This is a genomic window from Saliniferula longa, from assembly GCF_050789285.1.
In the GTDB taxonomy this organism is placed as follows: domain Bacteria; phylum Pseudomonadota; class Alphaproteobacteria; order Rhodobacterales; family Rhodobacteraceae; genus CAVPWP01.
The window spans coordinates 890,954-914,117 of the sequence record NZ_JBOUVX010000002.1 but is presented as its reverse complement, the minus strand read 5'-3'; the positions used below and the strand labels follow the sequence as shown (position 1 = coordinate 914,117).

Sequence of the window (23,164 nt, the reverse complement as noted above, 5' to 3'; positions counted from 1 at the left end):
GCCGTCACGCCGCCCATCCCCCCGCTTCGGTTTCAAGGAAGGCGTCGGCGCAGGCCTTCGCCAGCGTGCGGACGCGGCCGATGTAGGCCTGTCGCTCGGTGACCGAGATCACGCCGCGCGCGTCGAGCAGGTTGAAGAGGTGGCTGGCCTTGATGCACTGGTCATAGGCCGGATGGGCCATGACAATGCGCTTGCCGGTTTTCGGATCGACCGCCGACTGGGCAAGGATGGCGGCGCATTCGGCCTCGGCCTCTTCGAAATGGCGAAGAAGCAGGTCGGTGTTGGCCACATCGAAATTCCAGCGGCTGTATTCCTCTTCCGTCTGGCGGAAGATGTCGCCGTAGCTCAGCGGAATTGCCGTCTGCGGGTCGTTGAATGGCATCTCCATCACATGGTCGATGCCAAGGACATACATCGCCAGCCGTTCGAGGCCATAGGTCAGCTCGCCCGAAACCGGGCGGCAGTCATGCCCGCCGACCTGCTGGAAATACGTGAACTGGCTGACTTCCATGCCGTCGCACCAGACCTCCCAGCCCAGACCCCAGGCGCCCAGCGTGGGGCTTTCCCAGTCGTCCTCGACAAAGCGGATGTCGTGCGATCCAAGGTCGATGCCGATGGCCTCGAGGCTGCCCAGGTAAAGCTCCTGGAAGTCGGGCGGCGAGGGTTTGATGAGGACCTGGAACTGGTAGTAATGCTGCAGCCGATTGGGGTTCTCGCCATAGCGCCCGTCGGTCGGCCGGCGCGAGGGCTGAACATAGGCCGCAGCCCAGGGTTTCGATCCCAGGGCGCGCAGGGTCGTGGCCGGGTGGAAGGTGCCAGCGCCGACCTCCATGTCGTAGGGCTGCAGGATCGCGCAGCCCTTCGCGGCCCAGTAGGCCTGAAGGCGCAGGATGACGTCCTGGAAGCTTGTCGGTCGGTCAGTGGCCATGGTGGCGGCGTCCCCGGGGAAAAGCGCGTTCTCAATAGGCAGGCACCCCGGGGGCGTCAATCGCCAGCGCGGCGATTATTGCCTCGCATCACGTGACACCTTTGATATTCTCGTACGGCGGTGCATTTCACCGTGACGACAAGGCTCGAGCAACAAGATGAAGCAGGCATTCCTTTCGGCGATTTTCCTCGTCGCGACCTTCGTTTCGGTCACCCTTCCCCTGCGCGCCGACGCGCAGGAGGTGCGCTGGGTCCAGATCGAAGCGCGGCCCAACCTTGAACAGGCGCTTGAGCGTGTGCGCGCGTGGGACGCGCAGCTTGAGAACGTCAGTGGCTTCCGGCTTCCGTCGGGCTGGTACGCCATCGCACTTGGCCCCTTCACGCCCGAGGTCGCTCAGGCCGTGCGCGCCGACCTTCGGGCCCGGCGGGCCATTCCGGCCGACAGTTTCGTTGCCGACCCGGGCCAGTTCCGCCAGCAATACTGGCCCGAGGGCGCGGGTTTCGCGGCGGCGACACCGGTGATCTCGGCCCTGCCGACCCCCGATCCGGCGCCGGACGCGGCGCCCACGCCCTTGCCGTCCGTGCTTCAGCCGCAGACGGAAACCCTTGCCGAGGCGCGCGCGGCCGAACGTGCGCTGACGCGCGAAGACCGTGAAGAGATCCAGCGCGCCCTCGCCTGGGACGGCTTCTATGGCGCGGCGATCGACGGCGCCTTCGGCCAGGGCACCCGGCGCGCGATCGAGGCCTGGCAGGCGGCGCAGTCCTATCCGGTGACCGGCGTGCTGCAGACCGCCCAGCGCAACCAGCTTGTGCAGGGCTTCCGCGACGATGTGGCGTCGCTTGGCCTTCAGACGGTGCGCGATCCCGACGCCGGCATCGAGATCACGCTTCCCACCGCGCTGGTCGCCCGCGCCCGGGCCGAGGCGCCCTTTGTCCATTACGATCCCGCGACGGACGACGGGGTGAAGGTTCTTCTGATCAGCCTGCCCGGCGAAGCCACCGCGTTGACGGCGCTTTACGACATCATGCAGACGCTCGAAATCGTGCCCCTTGCGGGGCCGCGCGGCATCGAGGGACGCAGTTTCACCCTTGTCGGCGAAGATGCGACGGTGATTTCCCAGACCTATGCCGAGGTGCGGGACGGCGCGGTGAAGGGCTTTACCCTGATCTGGCCGCAGGGCGACGAAAAACGCCGCCTGCGCACGCTTGCGGCCATGCAGGCAAGCTTCGCCCCGCTGGCCGGACAGGTCCTGCCCGACGACATCGCACCGCTTGACGACGCGCGGCGCCGCGACCTTCTGTCCGGGCTCGAGATCCGCAGCCCCGAAAGCGCGACGACCGGGTTCTACGTCGACGCCGCCGGCCGAGTCCTGACCGCGGCCGAGAGCGTGGCACAATGCGGCCGGCTGACCCTGGGCGAAGAGATCACCGCCGAGGTCGTGGCCGTCGATCCGGTCCTTGGCCTTGCCCTTCTGCGCCCCCAGCAAGCGCTGTCGCCCTTGCGCTATGCTGGTTTCGATGCGGGATTGCCGCGCCCGGGAACCGAGATCGCGGTCTCCGGCTTCAGCTTCGGCGGGGTGCTGGGCGCGCCCACGATGACCTTCGGCACGCTCGAGGATACGCGCGCGCTGGACGGGCGCGAGGACCTGACACGCCTTGCCCTGATCGCCGAGGACGGAGACTCGGGCGGCCCGGTCTTCGACACGCAGGGATCGGTGCTTGGGATGCTTCTGCCGCGCGCCCGGGACACGGCGCAGCGCCTTCCCGATGACGTGCGCTATGCCGCCGATGCCGAAGCGATCGCCTTGTTCCTTGACGCGAACGGCATCACGCCCCGACCCGCGCAATCGACCGGGGCCGCACCCATCGCGCCCGAGGACCTTGCCGTCCTCGCCGCCGACATGACCGTTCTGGTCGAGTGCTGGAACTGACGGCTGGCGCGGTCAGGCGCGCCAGAACCGGGCGGTGAAGATCACCAGAACTGACACCATCTCGAGCCGGCCAATCAGCATTCCGAAGCTCATCAGCCATTTGGCCGAATCCGGAAACGCGTTCATCGCGCCGGTCGGGCCGACCTCGGGGCCGAAGGCGGGACCGATGTTGAAGACCGAGGTCCAGGACGCGGTGATCGCTGTTCGCATCTCGAGCCCGGTCATCGCCAGCAGGACCGAGAGCGTGCCGAAGCTTAGGATGAACAGCGAAAACAGCAGGATCACCGAGTTGATGACGTCAGGTTCGATCCTGCGTCCCTCGAGCGTCGGAATCGTCACCATGTTCGGGCTGTACATCTGCCGGATCTGCGACTTGATCGCTTCGAACAGGACCAGATAGCGGAACACCTTGATCGAACAGCCTGTCGATGCTGTGCAGCCCCCGATCGCCCCCACCAGAAGAAGGATCACGAAGGGGAAGCTTCCCCAGAGGGTGACGTCGGTGCTGGTATAGCCCGTCCCCGAGAAGGTGGAGACGACGTTGAACAGGGACTCGCGCAGCGTTGGCTCGATCGCGGCGCCGCCGGCGACGAGGAACACGGCGATGGCACCCGAAGCATAGAGGATCCAGCGGACATAGGCCCTGACCTGGACGTCCACGAACAGCGGCCGGCCATGGCCCTGCATGAGCTGGACGAAGCGGATGAAGGGAACGCTTGCAAGCACCATGAACAGGGTGGCCGCATATTCGGGGGCGCCCTGGAACTCGGCGAACGAGAAGTCGCGCGTCGAGAACCCCCCGGTCGAGATGGTGGTCAGACTGTGCACGATGGCGTCGAACCCGCTCATCCCGAGGGCGTAATAGACGATGGCGAAGATCAGCGTCATCGCGATGTAGATGCGAAGCAGCGCCGCCGAGATATCAAGCGCGCGCGGCAGCACCTTACCCAGCGTGTCGAAGCCTTCGGACCGGAAGAACTGCATCCCGCCGACCTTCATCACCGGAAGGAACAGCATGGCGACGATGATGATCCCGAGGCCGCCCAGCCACTGCAGGACGCCGCGCCAGAGGTTCGTGCCCATCGGTAAATCGTCGAGCCCGACGAGGACCGTCGAGCCCGTGGTGGTAACGCCGGACATCGCCTCGAAATAGGCGTCCACCAGACGGACCTGCGGCGCGCCAAGGATGAACGGAAGCGCCCCGAACGCTGGCGCCACGGCCCAGACCCCTGTCGTCAGCAGAAACGCCTGCTGGATCGTCAGGCTCTTGCCGACCCCGTTCGCGCAGGCCAGCGCAAGAAGACCGCCGAAAAAGATGGTGACGATCGCGGATTCGAGGAACGCCCAGCCGTTGTCGTCGCCCGCGGCAAAATCGACCGTCATCGGCACCAGCATCGTCACCCCAAGCGCCGCGACGAGCAGGCCGATCACGTATCCGACGGGGCGCAGGTCGATCATGGAAGCAAGGCTTGGCCGCGGTCCGGACGGGTGTCAAGAAGCGGTGGACCGGCCGAAGGGCGCCACCGCCGACTGTGGCCGGGTGGCCGGCGATCCCCGGGATCGCCGGCTTCGCCACGCGCCTTAGCGAACGTGGATCAGGCTTGCGAAGAAGCGCGGGTCGATCGAGGCCGCGACGAAGGTATCGCCTTCGGTCAGCACGCTGATCGCGTCGTGGCTGTGCAGGCTTTCCTGATGGCTGGCGGCGACGCGGAAATCGCCGATGCGCGGGTCGGCCTGCAGCCGTTCGGCGAACAGCCGGGCGGCGTCCTCGACGAATATCGGGTTCGCGGCATTCAGTTCGGCGAAGGCCTGTTCGTCCTCGCGCTTGACCATGACCTGCGTTTCCGTCGGAACGGCCGCCCGGCACATCTCGATCAGATCCTCGAACCAGACCGTGTCGACGGACGGGTCAAGGGCGACCGATACGCGCGCCACCGAGCGCTGCGAATGCGGCGTCGCAAGCTGGCCACGCTCGCGCCGGGCATGCTCGGACAGCTCCAGCGAACAGGGACAGGTCGAGGAATAGACGTAGTCGTGGTGGACGATGCGCGTGCGCTGCCCCCCCCGGTGCACCAGTTCCAGCGCCAGGTCGTAGTACTGCCAGCCCGACAGCCCGGAACGCAGGCTTTTCACCTGAAGCGGATAGCTCATCCGCATCAGAATGCGGGCATCGAAGCTGTCGAGGTCGCCAAGGTAGTCGTCAAGCGCCGCCTCGATCACGTCGAAACCGAAGACCTTCTCGGAATGGGCATAGAACGACCGCATGATGCGGCTCATGTTGATGCCCTTCTTGTCGGCCTCGAGGCTGACCGTGCCCGTGACCGAAGTTTCAAGAAGGATCTCGCCGCCGTCGCGGGTGCTGTAACGGATCGGAAGGCGGAAGTTCGAGATGCCGACATGCTGGATACGGCGGTGGGCGCCCTTGATCAGGCTTTCGGGGCCGTTCTGCAGATCGGGCAGCGTGGCGCGATAGGCGTCGTCGACATCAAAGGACGCGGGATAGTCGCGCGCCAGCGCCGGATAGGCCGCAGGCTGCCCGGGCAGAAGCCGGGCGATCGACGGATCGAGCGTCGCGATCTCGTCCCGGCCTGCGCCAGAGGCCCAGTTGCGCAGAAGGCGCAGTGCGGCCTTCGCCTCGTCCCGGGTGGGTTCGCGTTCAATCTCGGTCGAATGGATGTTCATGTCCGTCTCCCTCCCCGCCTGCCACGAAGCGTTCATGTGTGGCGCGCCCCGGGGGTATCTTGTCTGCTTCTCCCATTATACGCGGCCAGGGCGCGATTGGACTTGTTCGCCCACGCCCATCTCCGGCTCCGTGTGGCGAACGGCGGCGACTGCCCTTTGCAGACAAAGAACCGGACGAATGGTAGGGGCTTCCGCCGCTTCCCCAGGGGGTCATTCGGCCGCCGGCTGTCCCGCCGGTCGACGTTCTGCCGCCAGGGGGTTGACGCCTGGCCGTCCGGAACAGCCCGGGCGTCCGCTCGCCACCCCGCATCCCGGCACCGTGTCCGGGATCGCGGGTGCCAGACCGGCACTTCCCGAGGCATGCGGAGACCAGTCGACAGGCAAGCGCGGGCGGGGCCTGTACGATCCGGTCGTCGTGACCCGCGGGGAACGCCCACGCCGGACTGCGACCTTGCGCCGCCAAGAACGACGACGTCCTTTTCGCTGCCGGCCTTGATCGGATGGTTGCGGCGGGAACGGTGGTCGGAACCCGGATCGAGATCGAGCGGACCAGCGGCTGCGGCTTAGGCGGTCTGATTGCGCAGGATGCATCGACCGTCGCGGTGGGTCCCTCCTTCGCCACGACGCTGAGTGAAGACCGGACCGTCGGTCGCGAACCGTTCCGACATCAGCGGACATGTCCGTGTGGACGTGCACGGCCGCCTGTCCAAGGTGCTGTATGCCGAAGCCGCGCTTGGCTGTCTGGGCGTGTTCCAGCACGGCGTGGATGCGGTGGACGGAGGACCTTACCTCGCGTGGCGTTTCTGAGCCCGCTCAGGCCCGATAGCGGGCGACGAACCGTCGCAGGATTTCCTGCGGCACGGTAATCCGGGCCGTGGCGACGGCAGCGGTCAGGGCCTCGGCCTCTTCGGGGGGGAAGTAACCCTTGTGGCGGTACACCTCGATCCGGAGGGCGAAGTTCTCGGGGCCGGATTCCGGATGGAACTGGGTGGCGTAGACGTTTTTTCCGTGTCGGATCATCTGGAACGGACAGTGCGCCGAGCCCAGTAGGGGAACGCAACCGGCGGGAAGCTCCTGAACCGCCTCCTTGTGGCCGACAAGCGCATCGAAGGTGTCGGGCAGGCCCGCCAGAAGCGGGTCATCTGCGCCTTGGGGCGTGCGCGCGACCGTGACCGCGCCCACGGGTTCGCCAAACCGGCGCTTCGACACCTCGGCGCCAAGGTGATGGGCCAGGATGCCGATGCCGTAGCAGCAGCCGAGAAAGGGAATGTCGTGCGTGGTGATCGCCGGCATCAGCGACAGGATCTCGGCCTCGATCCGTGCCTCGACCGGGTCCTTCGTCGCCGGGTCGTCCGACAGGCACCCCGGACCGCCACCCACGATCACCCCCGCGTACTCCGCAAGATCGAGATCGGCGGGCAGCGGCTGCTGGTCAAGCCGGATGCGCCGCGCCCGTTCCTCGGGCAGACCACCCTTGGAAAGGAAGGCCGCGTATTCGTCGTCGGCGGCGGCATCCTCGGGGCGAAGCTGAAGGACGAGGAAGGGCTTCATCGCCTCAGACCGCGTCGAGCGCCTGCGTGAGGTCGGCAAGCAGGTCCTCGGCGTCCTCAAGGCCCACGGACAACCGCACTAGGCCCGGCGTGATGCCCAGCGCGGCGCGCTGGTCCTCGGACAGGCGCTGATGCGTGGTGGTCGCGGGATGGGTGATGATCGACTTGGCGTCGCCGAGGTTGTTCGAGATCGTGACGATCCGAAGCGCGTTCAGGAACCGGAAGGCCGCCGCCTGCCCGCCCCGCAGGTCCAGCGACAGGACCGTGCCGCCCTTCTCCATCTGCGCGGTCGCCAGATCGTGCTGGGGATGGTCGCGCAGGTGCGGGAAGATCACGCGGGACAGGCGTGGATCGCCGGACAAAGCCTGGGCGATCCGGGTCGCGCTGTCGGCCTGGGCCCGGACCCGCAGGTCCAGCGTCTCGAGGCCCTTGAGCATGATCCAGGCGGTGAAGGGGCTCATCGCGGCGCCGGTGTGCTTGAGGTAGGGCTCGACCGTCTTGCGGATGAACTCGCGGGTGCCAAGGATCACGCCGCCCAGCGCCCTGCCCTGCCCGTCGATGTGCTTCGTGGTCGAATAGACCACCACGTCGGCGCCAAGTTCCACCGCGCGCGAAAACGTGGGCGTCGAGAAGACGTTGTCGACGATCACGGTCGCGCCCACGGCATGCGCGATGTCCGAGACGGCCCTTATGTCGATCACCTCGAGCGTCGGGTTCGACAGCGACTCGAAGAACACCGCCTTCGTGCCCGGCCGCACGGCCGCGCGCCATTGATCAAGGTCGGGGCCGTCGACGAAGGTGACATCGACCCCGTAGCGGGTAAGCACCTCTTCGAGGATGTAGAGGCAGGACCCGAACAGGGCGCGCGATGACACGACGTGATCGCCCGCCCGAAGCATCGAGGTCAGCGCGCCGTTGACCGCCGCCATGCCGCTGGCGGTGGCGAAGGCGTCCTCGGTCCCTTCCAGCGCGGCAATGCGGTCTTCGAACATGCGCACGGTGGGGTTGCCGTAGCGCGCATAGATGAATTCGTCCTCGCCCGCCTTGAGAAAGCGTGCCTCGGCTGCCTCGGCGCTGTCGTAGACGAAGCCCTGCGTCAGGAAGATCGCTTCCGAGACTTCGCCGTACTGGCTGCGCCGGATGCCCGTGTGCACCAGCTTCGTCCGGGGTTTCCAATCCTTCGACATGGGGCGCGGCCTCCTTATCGCAACAAAAAGCCCCCACCGCAGAAGCGCCGGGGGCTGTCGCGACCCGAGACCTCTTTAGCGGTTTGTTTAGCGTGGCCCGCAATCGGGTGAACAAATCGCCACGTGGGCCGCAGTTACAGCGCATGCCCGAAGCGGTCAAGCGCCGCGCGGGGTCTCAGTCGGTCTTCGGATCGTCCTCGATCACGTATTTCTGCAGCGCCATGATCTGCCACCAGAGAAAGGCGAAAAGCGCAAGCGGAAAGCCGAAGGTCTCGATCTTGACCCAGGCATCGGTCGACATGGTGCGCCAGACGACCTCGTTTCCGATGGCCAGCGCCGCGAAACAGGCGGTCAGGCGGCGCGTCAGGATCATCCAGCCCTCGGACTGCATGGGAAGGAACTCGCTCATCACCCAGGCAAGGTAGGACCGCCCCTGAAGAAGGCCCGCGCCGAGGATCAGGGCGAAGATGCCGTAGACCAGCGTTGTCTTCATCTTGAAGAAGCGCTCGTCGTTGAACCAGACCGTCAGGCCGCCGAAGACGATCACGAGCACGGCAGTGAAGACCTGCATCCGGCTGATCCTGCCGGTCAGCCACCAGAGCGCCGCGATCGAGGCCAGAAGGACCGGCACGAAGGCGGCTGCCGCGACGATGAAGCCGTCATACTCGGTGCCGCCGATGGTGAAGGTTTCGTCCCGCACCCAGAGGTAGGCCGCGAAGAACAGAAGCGGCGGCCCAAGCTCGAGCACCTGCTTCAGCACCGGATTGATCGGTCTTTCGGCCATCGGCCCCTCCTTCATCCGCCGAGTTCTACTATCACGGCCCCCGCCGCGATCAACGCCATAAGCGCAAGCCGGCGCGGCCCGACCCGTTCGCCCAGCAACAGCCAGCCGATCAGCGCGGCGAAGACGGTCGAGGTCTCGCGCAGGACCGCCGCCTCGCCCACCTTGTCAAGCCGCGTGGCCAGCAGGATCGCCCCGAACGAGGCGAAGGCGACGACCGCGCCGGCGATGCCCCGCGCCGCAAGCGGGCCGAGGGGCGGAAGCGGCCGGCTGCGACGCGTCAGCCACACGTAGATGGGCATGAAGAAGCCGTCGATGAAGAAGAACCACGCCAGAAAGGTGAAGGGATCGGCGGTCGCGCGGATGCCGTAGGCGTCGTAGGTGGTGTAGAGCGCGACGAAGCCACCGGTCAGCACCGCAAGGCCAAGCGCCATCGGCAGGCGATGGCGATCCAGTGTGACGTGCCGCAGATTGTAGGCCGCCAACCCGAAGATGCCCGAGGTGAGCACGGCGATGCCCAGCCATTGCAGGGGCGTGAAGATCTCGCCGAAGAGGAGATAGGCCCCGATCACGGTGAAGATCGGCCCACTGCCGCGCACCACGGGGTAGACCACGGTATAGGCCCCGGCGGTATAGGCGGCGGCCTGGGACAGCTTGTAGCCCACGTGGATCACCCAGACGATCGCGAAGATCAGCCACATGTGCGGCTCGGGCCAGGGCACGAGGAACAGCGCCACCGGCGCGGCCATGATGCCGTAGCTGAGATCGATCGCCGCGCGCGACATCCAGGGGTCGTGGCGGCCCTTTTGCAGCGCGCCGAACAGCGCGTGGGTGAAGGCCGCGAAGAGGGCGAGCGCCAGGGCAAGCTCTCGCCCGGCCTCGGTCCCTTCCTGCCCGACGATCCAGGCGCTGAGACTGGACATCAGCGCCTGCTGCGCACGCCGAGGGGGCTGTCTGCCCCCGCGCGCCCTGGGCGCGCCCCCCGAAGGTAGTTTCGGCCAGAAGAAGCCCTGGCCGGCCCCCCGATCGGGGTCGTCACGCAGCCGCCCCGGTCAGGGCGCGGGCGAAGTCCTCGGGGTCGAAGGGGGCAAGGTCGTCGATCTGCTCGCCCACGCCGATCGCGTGGATCGGCAGGCCGAAGCGGTCGGCGAGCGCCACGAGGACGCCGCCCTTCGCCGTGCCGTCGAGCTTGGTCATCACGAGGCCCGAGACATCGGCCAGCTTGCGGAAGATCTCGACCTGGCTCAGCGCGTTCTGTCCCGTGGTCGCGTCGAGGACGAGAAGCGTGTTGTGCGGGGCCTCGGGGTCTTTCTTGCGGATCACGCGGACGATCTTGGCAAGTTCTTCCATCAGGTCCTGGCGGTTCTGGAGCCGGCCCGCGGTGTCGATCAGCAGAAGATCGGCCCCCTCGGCCTCGGCCCGGGTCATGGCGTCGAAGGCCAGGCTGGCGGGGTCCGAGCCCTCGGGCGCGGTCAGGACCGGCACGCCGGCGCGATCGCCCCAGATCTGAAGCTGCTCGACGGCCGCGGCGCGGAAGGTATCGCCGGCGGCGATCACCACTTTCTTGCCGGCGGCGCGGAATTGGCTGGCAAGCTTGCCGATGGTCGTCGTCTTGCCCGATCCGTTGACACCCACGACAAGGATGACCTGCGGCTTCTTGGGATAAATCGGAAGCGGACGGGCGACGGGTTCCATGATCCGCGCGATCTCGGCCGCGAGGATCTCCTTGATTTCGGCCACCGACAGGCGTTTGCCAAGGCGTCCTTCGGCAAGGTTGGCGGTCACGCGCATCGCGGTGTCCACCCCCATGTCGGCGGTGATCAGAAGCTCTTCGAGTTGTTCGAGCATCTGGTCGTCAAGCTCGCGCCGCAGGACCGGGGCGGCGGCGCCGCGCCCGAGAAGCCGGCCGAGGAAGCCCGGCTTCTGTGCGGCGGGCGCCTCGTCGACGATTACGCCCGGGATCTCGTCCGGGCCATTGTCGGGGATGGGCTCGTCGTAGGACGGGATCTCGGCAGGCGGCGCTTCGGGCACTTCCGACGGCGCGTCGGGAATGCCGAAGGGTTCATGCGCGGGCTCGGGTTCCGGGGCGACCGGGATCTCGGGTTCCGGTTCGGGCGCGGGTTCGGGCGTTTCCGGCGGCGGTGGGGGGACCTGCTCGGGTTCCGTTTCGGGGTTCGGCAGGGGTGCCGGCACGGGGTCCGGCGCAGGCTGCGGCACGGGGGAAGGTTCGGGCTCGGGCCGGGGGGCGGGCGTTTGCGGCACCTCGGGATCGGCCGCGGTGCCTTCGGTGCCGCCCTCGGCCACGATCGCCTCGAGCCCTTCGTCCAGCTTCGACGAGGTCTTGAACATGCGCTCGCGGAGTTTCTTGAGGAATGACATGGCGCCCGGCCCCCTTTCAGGCCCTGACTTAAGCGCTTGGCCGGGGAATGGGAAGCGGCGGATGATCGCCTGACGGGCCGCGCTGCGGCAAAGCGGCGCTGGCAGCGGTTGCAGGACCGTGGCAGTCTTGCCGACATGCGCCGGCTTTGCGCCCTGATGATCCTTCTTGCCGCGCCCGCGGCCGCAGAAGCACCGATGTCGGCTGCCGACTTTGACGCCTATACCCGCGGCAAGACGCTGTTCTACAGCGACGGGGGCGTGGCCTTCGGGGCCGAGGAATACCTGCCCGACCGCCGCGTGCGCTGGACCTTCCTTGATGGCGACTGCGTCGAGGGCACCTGGTACGAAGCCGGCCCGATGATCTGCTTCGAATACGAGGATTTCGAGGCCGTGCAGTGCTGGAGTTTCTTCGAAGGGCCGGGCGGCCTGGTCGCCCGGTTCGAGAACGACCCCGAGAGCCGCCCGCTCTACGAGACCCGCGAAAGCCGCGAGCCGCTTCAGTGCCTGGGGCCGAAGGTCGGGGTCTGACCCTGCCTAGAAAAGCGACCCCTGATCCGGGGTGCGCGGTTTCGGCATTGGTGCGGGCCGCGCCTCGCCAAGGGTGACTGTCACGCGCCCATCACGGAACTGGACCTCCAGCGCGGTCGCTGCGCCGATTTCGGCCTTGCCCGGAACAAGGCGGCCATCCTCCCAGACAAGGGCATAGCCACGGGCCAGGGTCGCCTCGTAGCCCAGCGTCCGGCGCGTGCGGTCAAGCGCCTCGAGCCGCGCGGACAGGGCGTCGAGCCGCCCCCGGCCATCCGCGGCAAGCCGCGCGGCGATCCGGTCGAGGTCGGCGCGTTCCTTCACCGCCCGGCGGCGCAGCCGGGCGGGGTCGAGGCGTCCCGCGGTGGTGCCCAGATCCTGCCGCTTGCGGGCAAGAAGACGTCCAAGAGCGGGCGCGTGCCGGTCGGCCCACTGGACGAGCGAGGTGCGCTCGCGCCCGATCCGCGCGCGTAACACCGCGGGGCGCAGCGCGCCCGAAAGCTCGGTCAGCCTGTGCGCCCTGGCGCGCGTCACCTGTCGCAGCAGGAGGGGCAGGGCGCGGTCGGCCGCATCAAGGCGCTGGCGCGCGCTTGCGACCAGCGCTTCGGGGCGCGGCAGGGCGCGCGCCACGTCGCCGACGCGCTGGCGGCGCCGCGCGACGCCCTGGCCTACGGCCCGCAGAAGCCGGGCGTCCTGCTCGGCCACCCAAGCCAGAAGATCGCGGCGCACAGGCACGGCGCGTTCGGCCGCCGCCGTGGGCGTCGGCGCGCGGTAATCCGAGACATAGTCGATCAGCGTCGTGTCGGTTTCGTGCCCGACCGCGGAAATCAGCGGGATCACGCTGGCGGCGGCCGCCCGGGCGACGATTTCCTCGTTGAAGCCCCACAGATCCTCGATCGACCCGCCGCCGCGCGCCACGATGATCAGGTCGGGGCGCGGGATCGCCCCGCCGGGGGCCAGGCGGTTGAAGCCTTCGATCGCGGCGGCGACCTCGGGGGCGCATTTCTCGCCCTGGACGGCGACGGGCCAGACAAGCACGTGCCTGGGGAAGCGGTCGCGCAGGCGATGAAGGATGTCGCGGATCACGGCCCCGCCCGGCGATGTGACGACGCCGATGACCTGGGGAAGAAAGGGGATGGGCTTCTTCCGTTCGGCGGCGAACAGGCCTTCGGCCTGAAGCTGGGCCTTGCGCTTTTCCAGCATCGCCATCAGCGCGCCCACGCCGGCAGGACGGATGTCGTCGACGTTGAGCTGATACTTCGACTGGCTGGGGAAAGTCGTCAGGCGGCCGGTCGCCACAACTTCCATCCCTTCCTCGGGCAGGACGCGCAGTTCGGACAATTGCCCCTTCCAGGTGACCGCCGCCAGGACCGAGCGGTCGTCCTTGAGATCGAAGTAAAGATGGCCCGAGCGCGCCGAGAAGACCCGCCCGACCTCGCCTCGGACGCGGACGCGGCCGAACTCGCCCTCGATCACGCGTTTGAGCGCACCCGAGATTTCCGACACGGTATAGTCGTGCGCGTTTTCGCCTGGCTGGGGATCGTCGATAAGGTCCATGGGCCGCGCCCCGTGCTGCCTTCTTGTGCTGTGTCGCCCCGGACCCTAGAACGCGGCGAGGCCAAGGGAAAGAAGCAAGGGACGGCGGCATGAACATCCTGATCCTCGGCGGCGGGGGGCGCGAACATGCGCTGGCCTGGGCCGTTCTTCAGAACCCCAAGTGCGACCGCCTGATCGTGGCGCCCGGCAACGCCGGCATCGCCGAGATCGCCGAATGCGCCGAGATCGACATTCTTGACGGCGGCCTTGTCGCCGCCTTCGCCGAAGAGAACTCGGTCAGCTTCGTGATCGTCGGACCCGAGGCGCCGCTGGCGGCAGGCCTGGCCGACCGGCTTCGCGACGCCGGTCTTCTGGTCTTTGGCCCCTCTCAGGCCGCCGCGCGGCTTGAGGCGTCGAAGGCCTTCACCAAGGAAATCTGCGACGCCGCCGGCGCGCCGACCGCAGCCTGGGCACGGTTCACGGACGCCCGGGCGGCCAAGGCCCATGTCCGGGCGCAGGGCGCGCCGATCGTCGTCAAGGCTGACGGCCTCGCGGCCGGAAAGGGCGTCGTCGTCGCGATGTCCGAGGACGAGGCGATGGCCGCGATCGACGAGATGTTCGGCGGCGCCTTCGGCGCGGCCGGCGCCGAGGTCGTGATCGAGGAGTTCATGGAGGGCGAGGAAGCGTCGTTCTTCGTCCTCTCGGATGGCACCGACGTCCTGCCGATCGGAACGGCTCAGGACCACAAGCGCGTGGGCGAGGGCGACACAGGGCCGAACACCGGTGGTATGGGCGCCTATTCCCCCGCGCCGGTCATGACCCCCGAGGTCACGGACCTTGCTCTTGAGCGCATCGTGAGGCCTACCATCGCCGAGATGGCCCGGCGCGGCACGCCCTACCAGGGCGTTCTTTACGTCGGCCTGATGATCCGGGACGGCGCGCCGCGACTTGTCGAGTACAACGTGCGTTTCGGCGATCCCGAATGCCAGGTGCTGATGATGCGGCTTGGGGGCCAAGCGCTTGACCTGATGCTGGCCTGCGCGGAGGGCCGGCTTCGCGGGGCGCAGGTGAACTGGGCCGAGGATCACGCGATGACGGTGGTCATGGCCGCGAGGGGCTATCCGGGAGCCTACGCAAAGGGATCCGAGATCCGCGGGCTCGACGCCCTGCCCGAGGACAGCCGGCACATGGTCTTTCATGCGGGAACCGCGCGGCGGAATGGTGCAGTCATCGCGACCGGGGGGCGCGTTCTCAACATCACCGCGCGCGGCGACACGCTGGACGAGGCGCGGGACCGGGCCTACGCGATGGTCGATGCGGTCGACTGGCCCGGGGGATTCTGCCGCCGGGACATCGGCTGGCGGGCGCTGGGCGGCCGATGACAGCAAGACCAGGACAGGGGGCGCTGCCCCCTGACCCCCGAGGTATTTTCCGCCAGAAGAATGACTAGTCCTGGCAATCCAGGGTACGGTCGAAGCCCTGTGGCGTCGCCGGAAGGCCGGTGTCGCGACGTTCGAGGCCATCGCCGGTCAGGCGAACAAGAACCACGCGGCTGAAGGCGGCATCGGCCAAGACCATCTCGGGCCCGGCACCGCAGTCGCGCAGGCCGCCCCAGATGACCTCGTCGCCGATGCGGTGGTTGGTCACGTCTCCAAGCGAGGCGATCCGCGTCAGGCCGCCGGGCGCGTAGCTCCAGACCAGAAGGGTCTTTGCAAGATGCGGGCGATCGACATAGGCAATGTCGGTGATCCCGTTGCCGTCAAGGTCGGCGACCGCCACGGGTGCAAGCCAACGGAAACGCTCGCCGATGTGCGGGGTGGCGGCGGTCTTCACGAGTCGGCCATGCCGCAGGCCGTAGACGGCAAGCTGCGCGCCTTCGGTCATCGAGGTCTCGACCACCACGACGTCTCTCTGCCCGTCGCCGTCGGCGTCGACCACGCGGGGCGCGATATCCTCGAAGACGTTGGAGCCGGTGTCGCGCAGATCGACGCGGTAGTCCCGCCCGGACCCGTCGACCGCCACGAGCACGGCCTGTTCGCGGATTCCGCCCATTATACGGTGCGGGTAGGTGTCGAGCGGGGTCTCGTAGCGGGCGTCGACGATCTCCGGATCGGAGCCGTCCGCCATGGCGCAGCCCGCCGCCAGGAGGCTGGCGAAAAGCGCCGCCTGGCGCATCAGATCTGCTTTTCGGGCATCTGAACGACCAGACCCTCGAGGGCGTCGCTGACCTTGAGCTGGCAGGTCAGACGCGAACGCACCGGGTCGGGCTGGAACGCGAAGTCGAGCATGTCTTCTTCCATCGGGTCCTTCTCGGGCAGGCGCGCGACCCAGTCGGGGTGGACATAGACATGGCAGGTCGAGCAGGCACAGGCGCCGCCGCAGTCGGCCTCGATGCCGGGAATGTTGTTGTCGCGCGCACCTTCCATCACGGTCATGCCGTTGGCGACTTCCACGACATGCTCGGTGCCGTTGTGCTCGATATAGGTGATTTTCGCCATTTGCGCTGCTCCGGAACTCGAATCGCCCTTTCCTAGCGAAGCGGGCGGCGGGGGGCCAGACCCGATCGCTCCGAAAGGCTCACGGTTGCGCGTGCGCGCGGATGTTCTATTTATGTTCTCATGGCCGACACGGTTCCCCGCCCGCCCCACTGCGTTCCGAACGCCCGCCTCGACGAGGTGCCGGCGGGCAGGCGCATCGCGATGGCCGGCCTCGTCCTGGTGCGCCAGAGGCCCGGCACCGCGAAGGGCGTGATCTTCGTCACGCTCGAGGACGAGACCGGCATCGTCAACGTGATCGTCTGGCGAAAGATCTACGAACGCTTCCGCCGCGCGGTGATCGCCGGACGCTGCCTTCGGGTGACCGGGCGGCTCCAGCGCGAGGGCGCGGTCACGCACCTGATCGCCGAAGAGGTCGAGGACATCAGCTGGATGCTGGACGAATTGCTGCGCGACCACTCCGTCGCGCGGGCCGTGCACACGCCCTGCAAGGCGGGTGATCAGCCCTGAGGCCCGGCCGTGCCGGCCGCGGACCCGCCGGCGGATTCTTCTTGGGTCAAATATCCCCGCCGGAGGCACCGCTCCGCGGCCGGCACGGCGGCGGAGCGCCCCCAACGGACACGGGGCGCCCGATGGGCACCCCGCAATCGACTCTTGCCGAGCCTGGCCTATTCCAGCGACAGCGCGACGAAGCGCGGATCTCCCTCGCGCCGGACAAGCAGCAGAAGCGACTTGCGGCCCGCGTCCTTCGCCTCGGCGATCCGGTCCTCGATGTCCGACACCGCGGACACCGGCTGCTGGCCGGCCTCGGTGATCACGTCGCCGGCGCGCACGCCCTTTTCGTACGCCTCGGAATCACCGGCAACATCGGTGACCACAAGCCCTCCCGCATCGGCGGGCAGGCCAAGCTGCGTGCGCAGTTCGTCGGTCATTTCCGACAGCGACAGACCCAGCGCCTCGCCCTCGATCGGCTCTTCGGCGTTGACCGAGGCAGGCACCGCCCGCTCGGCATCCTCGCGCCGGCCAAGGGTGACGTCCAGCGTTTCGGTCTCGCCGTTGCGGAAGACCACGATCCGCACCACGGCGCCGACCTCGGTGTTGCCGACCCGGCGGACCAGATCGCGGGTATCGTCGATATCCGCGCCTTCAAAGGCGATGATCACGTCGCCGGACTGCATGCCGGCATCGGCGGCCGGACCTTCGGGCACGTCGGTCACAAGCGCGCCGCGCGCTTCGTCAAGGCCAAGGCCCTCGGCCAGGTCGTCCGTGACGTCCTGGATACGGACGCCCAGCCAGCCCCGGCGCGTTTCGCCATACTCGCTCAGCTGCTGGATGACGCCCTCGGCCACGCGGCTCGACATGGCGAAGCCGATCCCGATCGACCCACCGTTGGGCGACAGGATCGCGGTGTTCACGCCGATCACTTCGCCGTCCATGTTGAAGAGCGGTCCGCCCGAGTTGCCGCGGTTGATGGCGGCATCGGTCTGGATGTAGTCGTCGTAGCTGCCCGACAGTGCCCGGCCTCGGGCCGAGATGATGCCCGAAGACACCGAGAAGCCCTGGCCAAGCGGGTTGCCCATGGCCATGACCCAGTCGCCAACGCGGGCGTTCTCGCTGTCGCCCCAGGGCACGAAGGACAGCGGCACGTCGCTTTCGACCTTCAGAAGTGCAAGGTCGGTGTTCGGGTCGGTGCCGATCACCTCAGCCGGAAGCTCCTCGCCCGAGTAGAACTCGACAAGGATCTCGTCAGCCCCGGCGATGACGTGGTTGTTCGTCACGATGAAGCCATCTTCCGAAATGACGAAGCCCGACCCAAGCGCCTGGCTGCGACGCGGGCGCTGGCCGTCCTCGTTACGATCAAGGAAGTCCCGGAAGAAATCCTCGAAGGGCGATCCTTCTGGGACGATGGGCTGCGGCCCGGTCGAGGCCGCGACCGTGGTCGAGGTGGTGATGTTCACGACCGCCGGGCTGACCTTGTCGGCCAGATCGGCAAAGCTTTCGGGCGCGGCGCGGACGGGCGTCGCGATCACCTGGGCGATGGCGAAGGCCATGCCGAGGATCAGAAGCCAGAGGGCCCTCGGGGCCGATGGGGTGCTCGGTGTGGCGAGCGATGCTGTCGGTTGCACGCCGACCTCCTTTCAGAAGAACAGAGTCTTTCCCGGATGCGACTGCCCGGGTGCGTCACTACTGATCAAGATAAGGGCCGCGGGCCGCAACGCAAAGTCTGCTCGCGCGCCGTCACTACCTCGTGACAGCGCCGCGAGGGGTGCCGCCCCTGTCAGAGGCCCGCGTTCGCGGCGACCCACAGGAAGATGAGGCCCAGCGTGACCGCGCCCAGCCCGATAAGGCGCCGCGCCTCGACCGGAAGCTGGCGCAGCATCTCGAGCACCTCTTCCAGACGCGAAGGGGCCAGTGCGAACACCAGCCCCTCGATGATCAGCACAAGACCGATGCCCAGAAAGAGCGTTCCGATCAATTAGTTCCGACTTCCGCGGGATCGTCGGCCGCATCCGTCCCTTCAAGCTGCTCGCGCGCTTCGGCGGGAAGATCGGGCGAGATCTCGGTTTCCGGCACAAGACGCCGCAGCCCCTCGAGGTCAAGCCCTTCGATGCTGACCTCGCCCAGCCCCTCGGCCCGGATCGCCTCGAAAAGCGGGGACACGAAGTCACTGTCGGGCGAGATCACGATGGTCGAATTGGACTGTTGCAGCGTGCGCTCGAACGATGACAGCGACCGGTAGAACGAGAAGAACTCGGGGTTGTCGCCGAAGGCTTCGGCATAGACGCGGTTGCGTTCGGCATCGGCTTCGCCTCGGGTGATCTCGGCTTCGCGGTTGGCGGTCGATCGGGTCTCGACCACGGTCCGGTCGGCCGCGGCGCGCACACGCTGCGCCGCCTCGTTGCCGCGCGCGATCTCGTCGGCGGCCTCGCGCTCGCGTTCGGCTCGCATCCGGGCGAAAGTCGCATCAAGGTTCTGCTGTGGCAGGTTCGTCTGCTTCAGCCGGACGTCGATGATCTCGATCCCAAGGCTGTTCGCGCTGGTCCGGGCCTGCGCGAGAATGCGCAGGGCAAGGTCGCGACGCTGATCCGACAGGATGGTGTCGGATGTTACCTGATCGGCGCCGAGAACCTCGCGGATCTGCGCGTTGAGAATTGCCGAAAGCCGGTCCTCGGCCACGCGGATGCCACCCACGCCCACGGCCTGGCGGAACTGCACGACATCGGCGATCCGGTAGCGCGCGAAGGCGTCGACAACAAGCCGGCGGTCGTCCGACGGCGTGACCTCGATCGTCTCGGTGTCAAGCGACAGGATGCGGCCGTCATATTTGACGACCTCCTGGATGAACGGGATCTTGAACCCCAGTCCGGGTTCCTCGACGACTTGCCGGATCTGGCCGAACTGCAGGACCAGCGCCTTTTCGCGCTCGTCCACGATGAACATCGAACTCAGGCCGACGGCGCCAAGCACCACGACCGCAGGAATGATATAGGCAGACTTTCGCATCTCAGTTGCCCTCTGCCTCTGGTTGGTTGCGGCGCAGTTCGTTCAGAGGGAGATAGGGTACGACCCCCTGCCCACTGGCGTTTCCGCCCTCGTCGATGATGACCTTGTCAAGGCTGCCAAGGGTCCGTTCGATCGTCTCGAGATAGAGCCGCCGCTGCGTCACCTCGGGGGCGTTGTTGAACTCCTGCGCAACGGCGACGAAGCGGCTGGCCTCACCGATCGCCTCGTTCACGACCTGGGCGCGATAGCCTTCGGCCTGCTCGAGGATCTGCGCGGCTTCCCCGCGCGCTTCGGCCAGAACGCGGTTTGCATAGGCGTCCGCCTGGCGCTGCAGGCGGTCGCGCTCCTGCTCGGCGGCCTGCACCTCCCGGAAGGCGTCGATCACTTCCGCGGGCGGGTCTGCGCGGTCAAGGTTCACCCGCACGACGTTGATGCCCGAGTCGTACTCGTCCAGCGTGGCCTGGATATTCTGAAGCGCCGTGTCGGCGATGATGCCACGGTCGCGGTTCAGGATCGGAGCCAGGTTCGTGGCCGCGATGATCTCGCGCATGACGGATTCAGAGACGGCCTGCACGGTCAGTTGCGGATCGCGGATGTTGAACAGAAGCTTCGAGGGGTCGTTGATGTTCCACACGACCTGGAATTCGATGTCGACGACGTTTGCGTCGGTGGTCAGCATAAGGCCGTCGACACCGTCACGGCCGGTCCCGATGTTTTCGGTCCGCTCGGACGTGACGTTCACGACCTCGTAGGTCATGAAGGGCCAGGGCGCGAAGTTCAGGCCCGGGTTCCCCAGCGCCGAGAACTCGCCCAGGAACAGCTCGACCGACTGTTCTTCCGGCCGCACCGTGTAGAGCGACGACCAGAGCCAGAGCGCCGCAAGGCCCAGTGCCCCAAGGCCCACCATCCCCCGCGTGATGCGCGGGCCGCCGTCGCCGCCGGCTCCGGACCCGCCGGAACCACGCCCGCCCATCAGGACGCGCAGCTGTTCCTGGCCCTTCTTCATGATCTCTTCGATTTCGGGGATCTGCGGCCCCTCGCCGCCCGGTCTCCTGTCGCCGCCGCGATCGTCGTCGCCGCCGCCGCGCGGTCCGCCGCCGCGCGAGCCGCCTCCCCAGGGTCCGCCGTTGTTGCTGGCCATCTAGGTGTCTTTCCCTTTTTCTTGGGTCCGTGCCATGTTGTTTAGCTAACTGTGGTTTCGGACGCGTATTTCAAGCCGTGCGAACCGGGGTTCGCATCGTCACGAGCTCCTCGGAAATGGTCGGGTGCACCGCCACCGTCCGGTCGAGGTCCTCTTTCGTCGCGCCCATCTTGACCGCGACGCCGATCATCTGGATCAGCTCGCCCGCCCCGGGCGCGACGATATGACAGCCCAGCACCCGGCGCGTGTCCGCCTCGACGATCAGCTTGAACAGAACACGCTCGGGCCGGTCGATGAAGGCCGTGCGCATCGGCCGGAACGAGGTGCAGTAGACCTCGATCCGGTGCGCCTCGCGCGCCTGCTCCTCGGTCAGGCCGATCGTGCCAAGCTCGGGCTGGGTGAAGACCGCGCTGGGCACGAGGTCATGATCGACCGCCGTCTTGCGTCCGCCAAAGATCGTGTCGGCGAAGGCATGACCTTCCCGGATCGCCACCGGCGTCAGGTTGATCCTGTCGGTGACGTCGCCCACCGCGAAGATCGACGGAACCGAGGACTGGCTGTAGGCGTCGACCACCACCTGGCCATTGCGGCCAAGCCTCACACCCAGATCCTCGAGGCCAAGACCCGGGGTATTCGGCGCGCGCCCGGTGGCGAAGAGGACGGCATCGAACACCCGTTCGGACCCGTTCGTCGCCTTGACCCAGATCGGGCCCGAGGGCGCCCCGCGCGGCGCCGCTGGCGCGGCGTGCCCGGCTGCGTCGCTGTCGCTCGCCGGCATGCCCATCGCCGCGTCGAATTCTGTCGGCTGGCGCTCGGGATGCCCCTCGGCCGGGGCCATCTCGACAAGATTGGTGCCAAGATGCAGGTCGATGCCTTGCGCGCGCATCATCTCTGCAATCAGTCCCCGCGCCTCGTCATCGAAGCCGCGCAGGATCTGGGCGCCACGGTAGTACTGCGTGACCTCGACACCCAGCCCGTTGAGAATGCAGGCGAATTCGCAAGCGATATAGCCCCCCCCCACGATCAGGATCGACTTGGGCAAGGACGGCATCGCGAAGATGTCGTCGGACACCATGCCCAGATGCGCATTGGGCATCGAGGGCCGCACCGGCCGTCCTCCGGCAGCGATCAGGATGTGCTTGGCCGTCCGGGCCGTTCCATCCGCGAGGCGCACAGTATGCGGATCGGCCAGTGTGGCGCGCTGATCGAAGATCGTGACGCCCGCCCGCTCGAGGTTCCTGCGATAGACCTGCTCCAGCCGATCGAGCTCGGTCGCCAGATGCCCCCGGAACCTCGGCCAGTCGAACGCCCCCGCCGACGCCTCCCAGCCATAGGCCGCAGCCTCGTCGACGAGGCCCGGATACTCGCTTGCGAAGACCATGAGCTTCTTGGGCACGCAGCCACGGATGACGCAGGTGCCGCCCATCCGGCTTTCCTCGGCCAGCGCCACCTTCGCCTTGCCTTCGGCCGCCGCGATGCGCGCCGCGCGCACCCCGCCCGAGCCGCCGCCGATCACGAAAAGGTCGTAGTCGAAGTCCATGCCGGCGCCGCCCGCTCAGTCGGCCATGTCGCGGAAGATGTTGGCGGCCTCGCCCATGGGCACCAGGCTTTCCTCGACGGTGCCCGAGTTGATGTCGCGCACCTCGGCCCGGCCGTCGGAATGGCCGATGATGACCACGTCGCAGATGTCGATGAAAAGCCCGTTCTCGACCACGCCCGGAATCTGGTTGAGGATCAGCGCAAGCTGCCGCGCGTTGCCGATCCGGCCCAGATGCAGGTCAAGGATGAAATTGCCCTGATCGGTCACGAAGGGCGCGTCGCCCGCCATGCGCTGCACCACTCGGTCGCCCATGACGTCAAGGCCCGACAGCGTTTCCTGGATCAGCCCGCGCGTCGTCTGCCAGCCAAAGGGGATGACCTCGACCGGAAGCGGAAACGCGCCCAGCGCCGCCACTTCCTTGGTCGTGTCGGCGATGACCACCATCTGGTCCGACGCGGTCGCCACGATCTTTTCCATCAAGAGCGCGCCGCCGCCGCCCTTGATCAGGTTCATCTCGGGGTCGAACTCGTCCGCGCCATCGATGGTGACGTCAAGCCAGCGCGCCTCCTCCAGGCTCACGACCTCTATGCCCGCCGCGCGGGCCAGATCCGCCGTGCGGGCCGAGGTCGGCACGCCCGTGATCTTCAGCCCCTCCTCGCGCACCATCTCGCCCAGCGACTTCACCAGCCATGCGGCCGTCGATCCGGTGCCAAGGCCCACGCGCATCCCCGAGGCGACATAGTCGCAGGCCCGCCGCGCGGCCACGAACTTCGCTGTGTCGATGGGCGAAAGATTGTCGGTCATCGCTGTCGGCCTTCGTCGGTTCGTCACGGGCTTATAGGCAGATTGCCGACCGGGGGCGAGGGGGAAAGCGCGCGCCCGGGCGCTCGGGACGCCGGGCCCCGGCATTCTTCTTGGTTCAAATATCCCCGCCGGAGGCACAAGGCCCGAAAGGGCCTGAAAGGGGAATGCGCCGCAGGCGCGCC

Annotated in this window: 22 protein-coding genes and 1 riboswitch; of the genes, 5 read left to right on the top strand and 17 right to left on the bottom strand. The window is 67.5% G+C overall.

Annotation, left to right across the window (positions count from 1 at the left end):
• Positions 1–4 precede the first annotated feature (4 nt).
• Positions 5–928, bottom strand: a complete 924-nt coding sequence (locus tag ACRDNQ_RS11010; protein ID WP_431828691.1) for a glycine--tRNA ligase subunit alpha — start codon at positions 926–928, stop codon at positions 5–7.
• Positions 929–1,085: 157 nt separating this feature from the next.
• On the opposite strand from ACRDNQ_RS11010, the gene ACRDNQ_RS11005 reads away from it, so the two are divergent.
• On the top strand, positions 1,086–2,858 hold the full coding sequence (locus tag ACRDNQ_RS11005) for a serine protease (RefSeq protein WP_431828690.1): 1,773 nt from the start codon (positions 1,086–1,088) through the stop codon (positions 2,856–2,858).
• Between the two features lie 12 nt (positions 2,859–2,870).
• Here the strand turns inward: ACRDNQ_RS11005 and ACRDNQ_RS11000 are convergent, their stop codons facing one another.
• Together ACRDNQ_RS11000 and folE2 are read right to left on the bottom strand one after the other, a co-directional pair.
• Positions 2,871–4,316 (bottom strand): TrkH family potassium uptake protein, encoded by a 1,446-nt coding sequence (locus ACRDNQ_RS11000; protein ID WP_431828689.1) that lies wholly within the window; start codon positions 4,314–4,316, stop codon positions 2,871–2,873.
• A 123-nt stretch (positions 4,317–4,439) separates the two neighbouring features.
• A complete protein-coding gene (folE2, locus tag ACRDNQ_RS10995) occupies positions 4,440–5,540 on the bottom strand; it encodes a GTP cyclohydrolase FolE2 (RefSeq protein ID WP_431828688.1) in 1,101 nt (366 codons plus the stop codon).
• A 630-nt stretch (positions 5,541–6,170) separates the two neighbouring features.
• On the opposite strand from folE2, the gene ACRDNQ_RS10990 reads away from it, so the two are divergent.
• Positions 6,171–6,347: a hypothetical protein gene (locus ACRDNQ_RS10990; RefSeq protein ID WP_431828687.1), complete on the top strand. Its 177-nt coding sequence runs from the start codon at positions 6,171–6,173 to the stop codon at positions 6,345–6,347.
• Between the two features lie 6 nt (positions 6,348–6,353).
• Here the strand turns inward: ACRDNQ_RS10990 and ACRDNQ_RS10985 are convergent, their stop codons facing one another.
• The 5 genes from ACRDNQ_RS10985 to ftsY all read right to left on the bottom strand — a co-directional run bounded on the left by ACRDNQ_RS10985 (position 6,354) and on the right by ftsY (position 11,437).
• The gene (locus tag ACRDNQ_RS10985) at positions 6,354–7,091 is read right to left on the bottom strand and encodes a glutamine amidotransferase (protein ID WP_431828686.1); all 738 of its coding nucleotides are present in this window, start codon (positions 7,089–7,091) and stop codon (positions 6,354–6,356) included.
• Positions 7,092–7,095: 4 nt separating this feature from the next.
• Positions 7,096–8,277 (bottom strand): O-succinylhomoserine sulfhydrylase, encoded by a 1,182-nt coding sequence (metZ, locus tag ACRDNQ_RS10980; protein WP_431828685.1) that lies wholly within the window; start codon positions 8,275–8,277, stop codon positions 7,096–7,098.
• 54 nt (positions 8,278–8,331) lie between these two features.
• A riboswitch (SAM riboswitch) is annotated at positions 8,332–8,410 on the bottom strand.
• Positions 8,411–8,452: 42 nt separating this feature from the next.
• Positions 8,453–9,061 carry an inner membrane-spanning protein YciB gene (locus tag ACRDNQ_RS10975; protein WP_431828684.1) on the bottom strand — a complete coding sequence of 203 codons (609 nt, stop codon included), beginning with the start codon at positions 9,059–9,061 and terminating at the stop codon, positions 8,453–8,455.
• 11 nt (positions 9,062–9,072) lie between these two features.
• Positions 9,073–9,981, bottom strand: a complete 909-nt coding sequence (locus tag ACRDNQ_RS10970) for a DMT family transporter (RefSeq protein WP_431828683.1) — start codon at positions 9,979–9,981, stop codon at positions 9,073–9,075.
• Between the two features lie 112 nt (positions 9,982–10,093).
• Complete coding sequence (ftsY, locus tag ACRDNQ_RS10965) at positions 10,094–11,437, bottom strand: signal recognition particle-docking protein FtsY (RefSeq protein WP_431828682.1); 1,344 nt, start codon at positions 11,435–11,437, stop codon at positions 10,094–10,096.
• Between the two features lie 156 nt (positions 11,438–11,593).
• On the opposite strand from ftsY, the gene ACRDNQ_RS10960 reads away from it, so the two are divergent.
• Positions 11,594–11,965 (top strand): hypothetical protein, encoded by a 372-nt coding sequence (locus ACRDNQ_RS10960; protein WP_431828681.1) that lies wholly within the window; start codon positions 11,594–11,596, stop codon positions 11,963–11,965.
• A gap of 6 nt (positions 11,966–11,971) precedes the next feature.
• Here ACRDNQ_RS10960 and xseA read toward each other — a convergent pair whose 3' ends face one another.
• Positions 11,972–13,519, bottom strand: a complete 1,548-nt coding sequence (xseA, locus tag ACRDNQ_RS10955) for an exodeoxyribonuclease VII large subunit (RefSeq protein WP_431828680.1) — start codon at positions 13,517–13,519, stop codon at positions 11,972–11,974.
• A gap of 89 nt (positions 13,520–13,608) precedes the next feature.
• Here xseA and purD point away from each other — a divergent pair, with 89 nt between their 5' ends.
• A complete protein-coding gene (purD, locus tag ACRDNQ_RS10950) occupies positions 13,609–14,880 on the top strand; it encodes a phosphoribosylamine--glycine ligase (protein ID WP_431828679.1) in 1,272 nt (423 codons plus the stop codon).
• Between the two features lie 64 nt (positions 14,881–14,944).
• On the opposite strand, the gene ACRDNQ_RS10945 is transcribed toward purD, so the two are convergent.
• A complete protein-coding gene (locus ACRDNQ_RS10945; RefSeq protein WP_431828678.1) occupies positions 14,945–15,673 on the bottom strand; it encodes an FG-GAP repeat domain-containing protein in 729 nt (242 codons plus the stop codon).
• On the bottom strand, positions 15,673–15,996 hold the full coding sequence (locus tag ACRDNQ_RS10940; RefSeq protein WP_431828677.1) for a 2Fe-2S iron-sulfur cluster-binding protein: 324 nt from the start codon (positions 15,994–15,996) through the stop codon (positions 15,673–15,675). The genes ACRDNQ_RS10945 and ACRDNQ_RS10940 overlap by 1 nt, the downstream gene beginning before the upstream one ends.
• Positions 15,997–16,116: 120 nt before the next feature.
• On the opposite strand from ACRDNQ_RS10940, the gene ACRDNQ_RS10935 reads away from it, so the two are divergent.
• A complete protein-coding gene (locus tag ACRDNQ_RS10935) occupies positions 16,117–16,503 on the top strand; it encodes an OB-fold nucleic acid binding domain-containing protein (protein WP_431828676.1) in 387 nt (128 codons plus the stop codon).
• 158 nt (positions 16,504–16,661) lie between these two features.
• On the opposite strand, the gene ACRDNQ_RS10930 is transcribed toward ACRDNQ_RS10935, so the two are convergent.
• The 6 genes from ACRDNQ_RS10930 to rpiA form a co-directional block, all read right to left on the bottom strand.
• Positions 16,662–18,044, bottom strand: coding sequence for a Do family serine endopeptidase (locus ACRDNQ_RS10930; RefSeq protein ID WP_431829115.1), 1,383 nt, complete (start codon positions 18,042–18,044; stop codon positions 16,662–16,664).
• Between the two features lie 227 nt (positions 18,045–18,271).
• Positions 18,272–18,466, bottom strand: coding sequence for a DUF2065 domain-containing protein (locus ACRDNQ_RS10925; RefSeq protein WP_431829114.1), 195 nt, complete (start codon positions 18,464–18,466; stop codon positions 18,272–18,274).
• Positions 18,466–19,497, bottom strand: coding sequence for a protease modulator HflC (gene hflC / locus ACRDNQ_RS10920; RefSeq protein ID WP_431828675.1), 1,032 nt, complete (start codon positions 19,495–19,497; stop codon positions 18,466–18,468). The genes ACRDNQ_RS10925 and hflC overlap by 1 nt, the downstream gene beginning before the upstream one ends.
• 1 nt (position 19,498) lies before the next feature.
• Positions 19,499–20,638 carry an FtsH protease activity modulator HflK gene (gene hflK / locus ACRDNQ_RS10915; protein WP_431828674.1) on the bottom strand — a complete coding sequence of 380 codons (1,140 nt, stop codon included), beginning with the start codon at positions 20,636–20,638 and terminating at the stop codon, positions 19,499–19,501.
• 70 nt (positions 20,639–20,708) lie between these two features.
• A complete protein-coding gene (locus ACRDNQ_RS10910) occupies positions 20,709–22,178 on the bottom strand; it encodes an FAD-dependent oxidoreductase (protein ID WP_431828673.1) in 1,470 nt (489 codons plus the stop codon).
• A gap of 15 nt (positions 22,179–22,193) precedes the next feature.
• Positions 22,194–22,982: a ribose-5-phosphate isomerase RpiA gene (gene rpiA, locus ACRDNQ_RS10905; protein ID WP_431828672.1), complete on the bottom strand. Its 789-nt coding sequence runs from the start codon at positions 22,980–22,982 to the stop codon at positions 22,194–22,196.
• Positions 22,983–23,164: the final 182 nt, after the last annotated feature.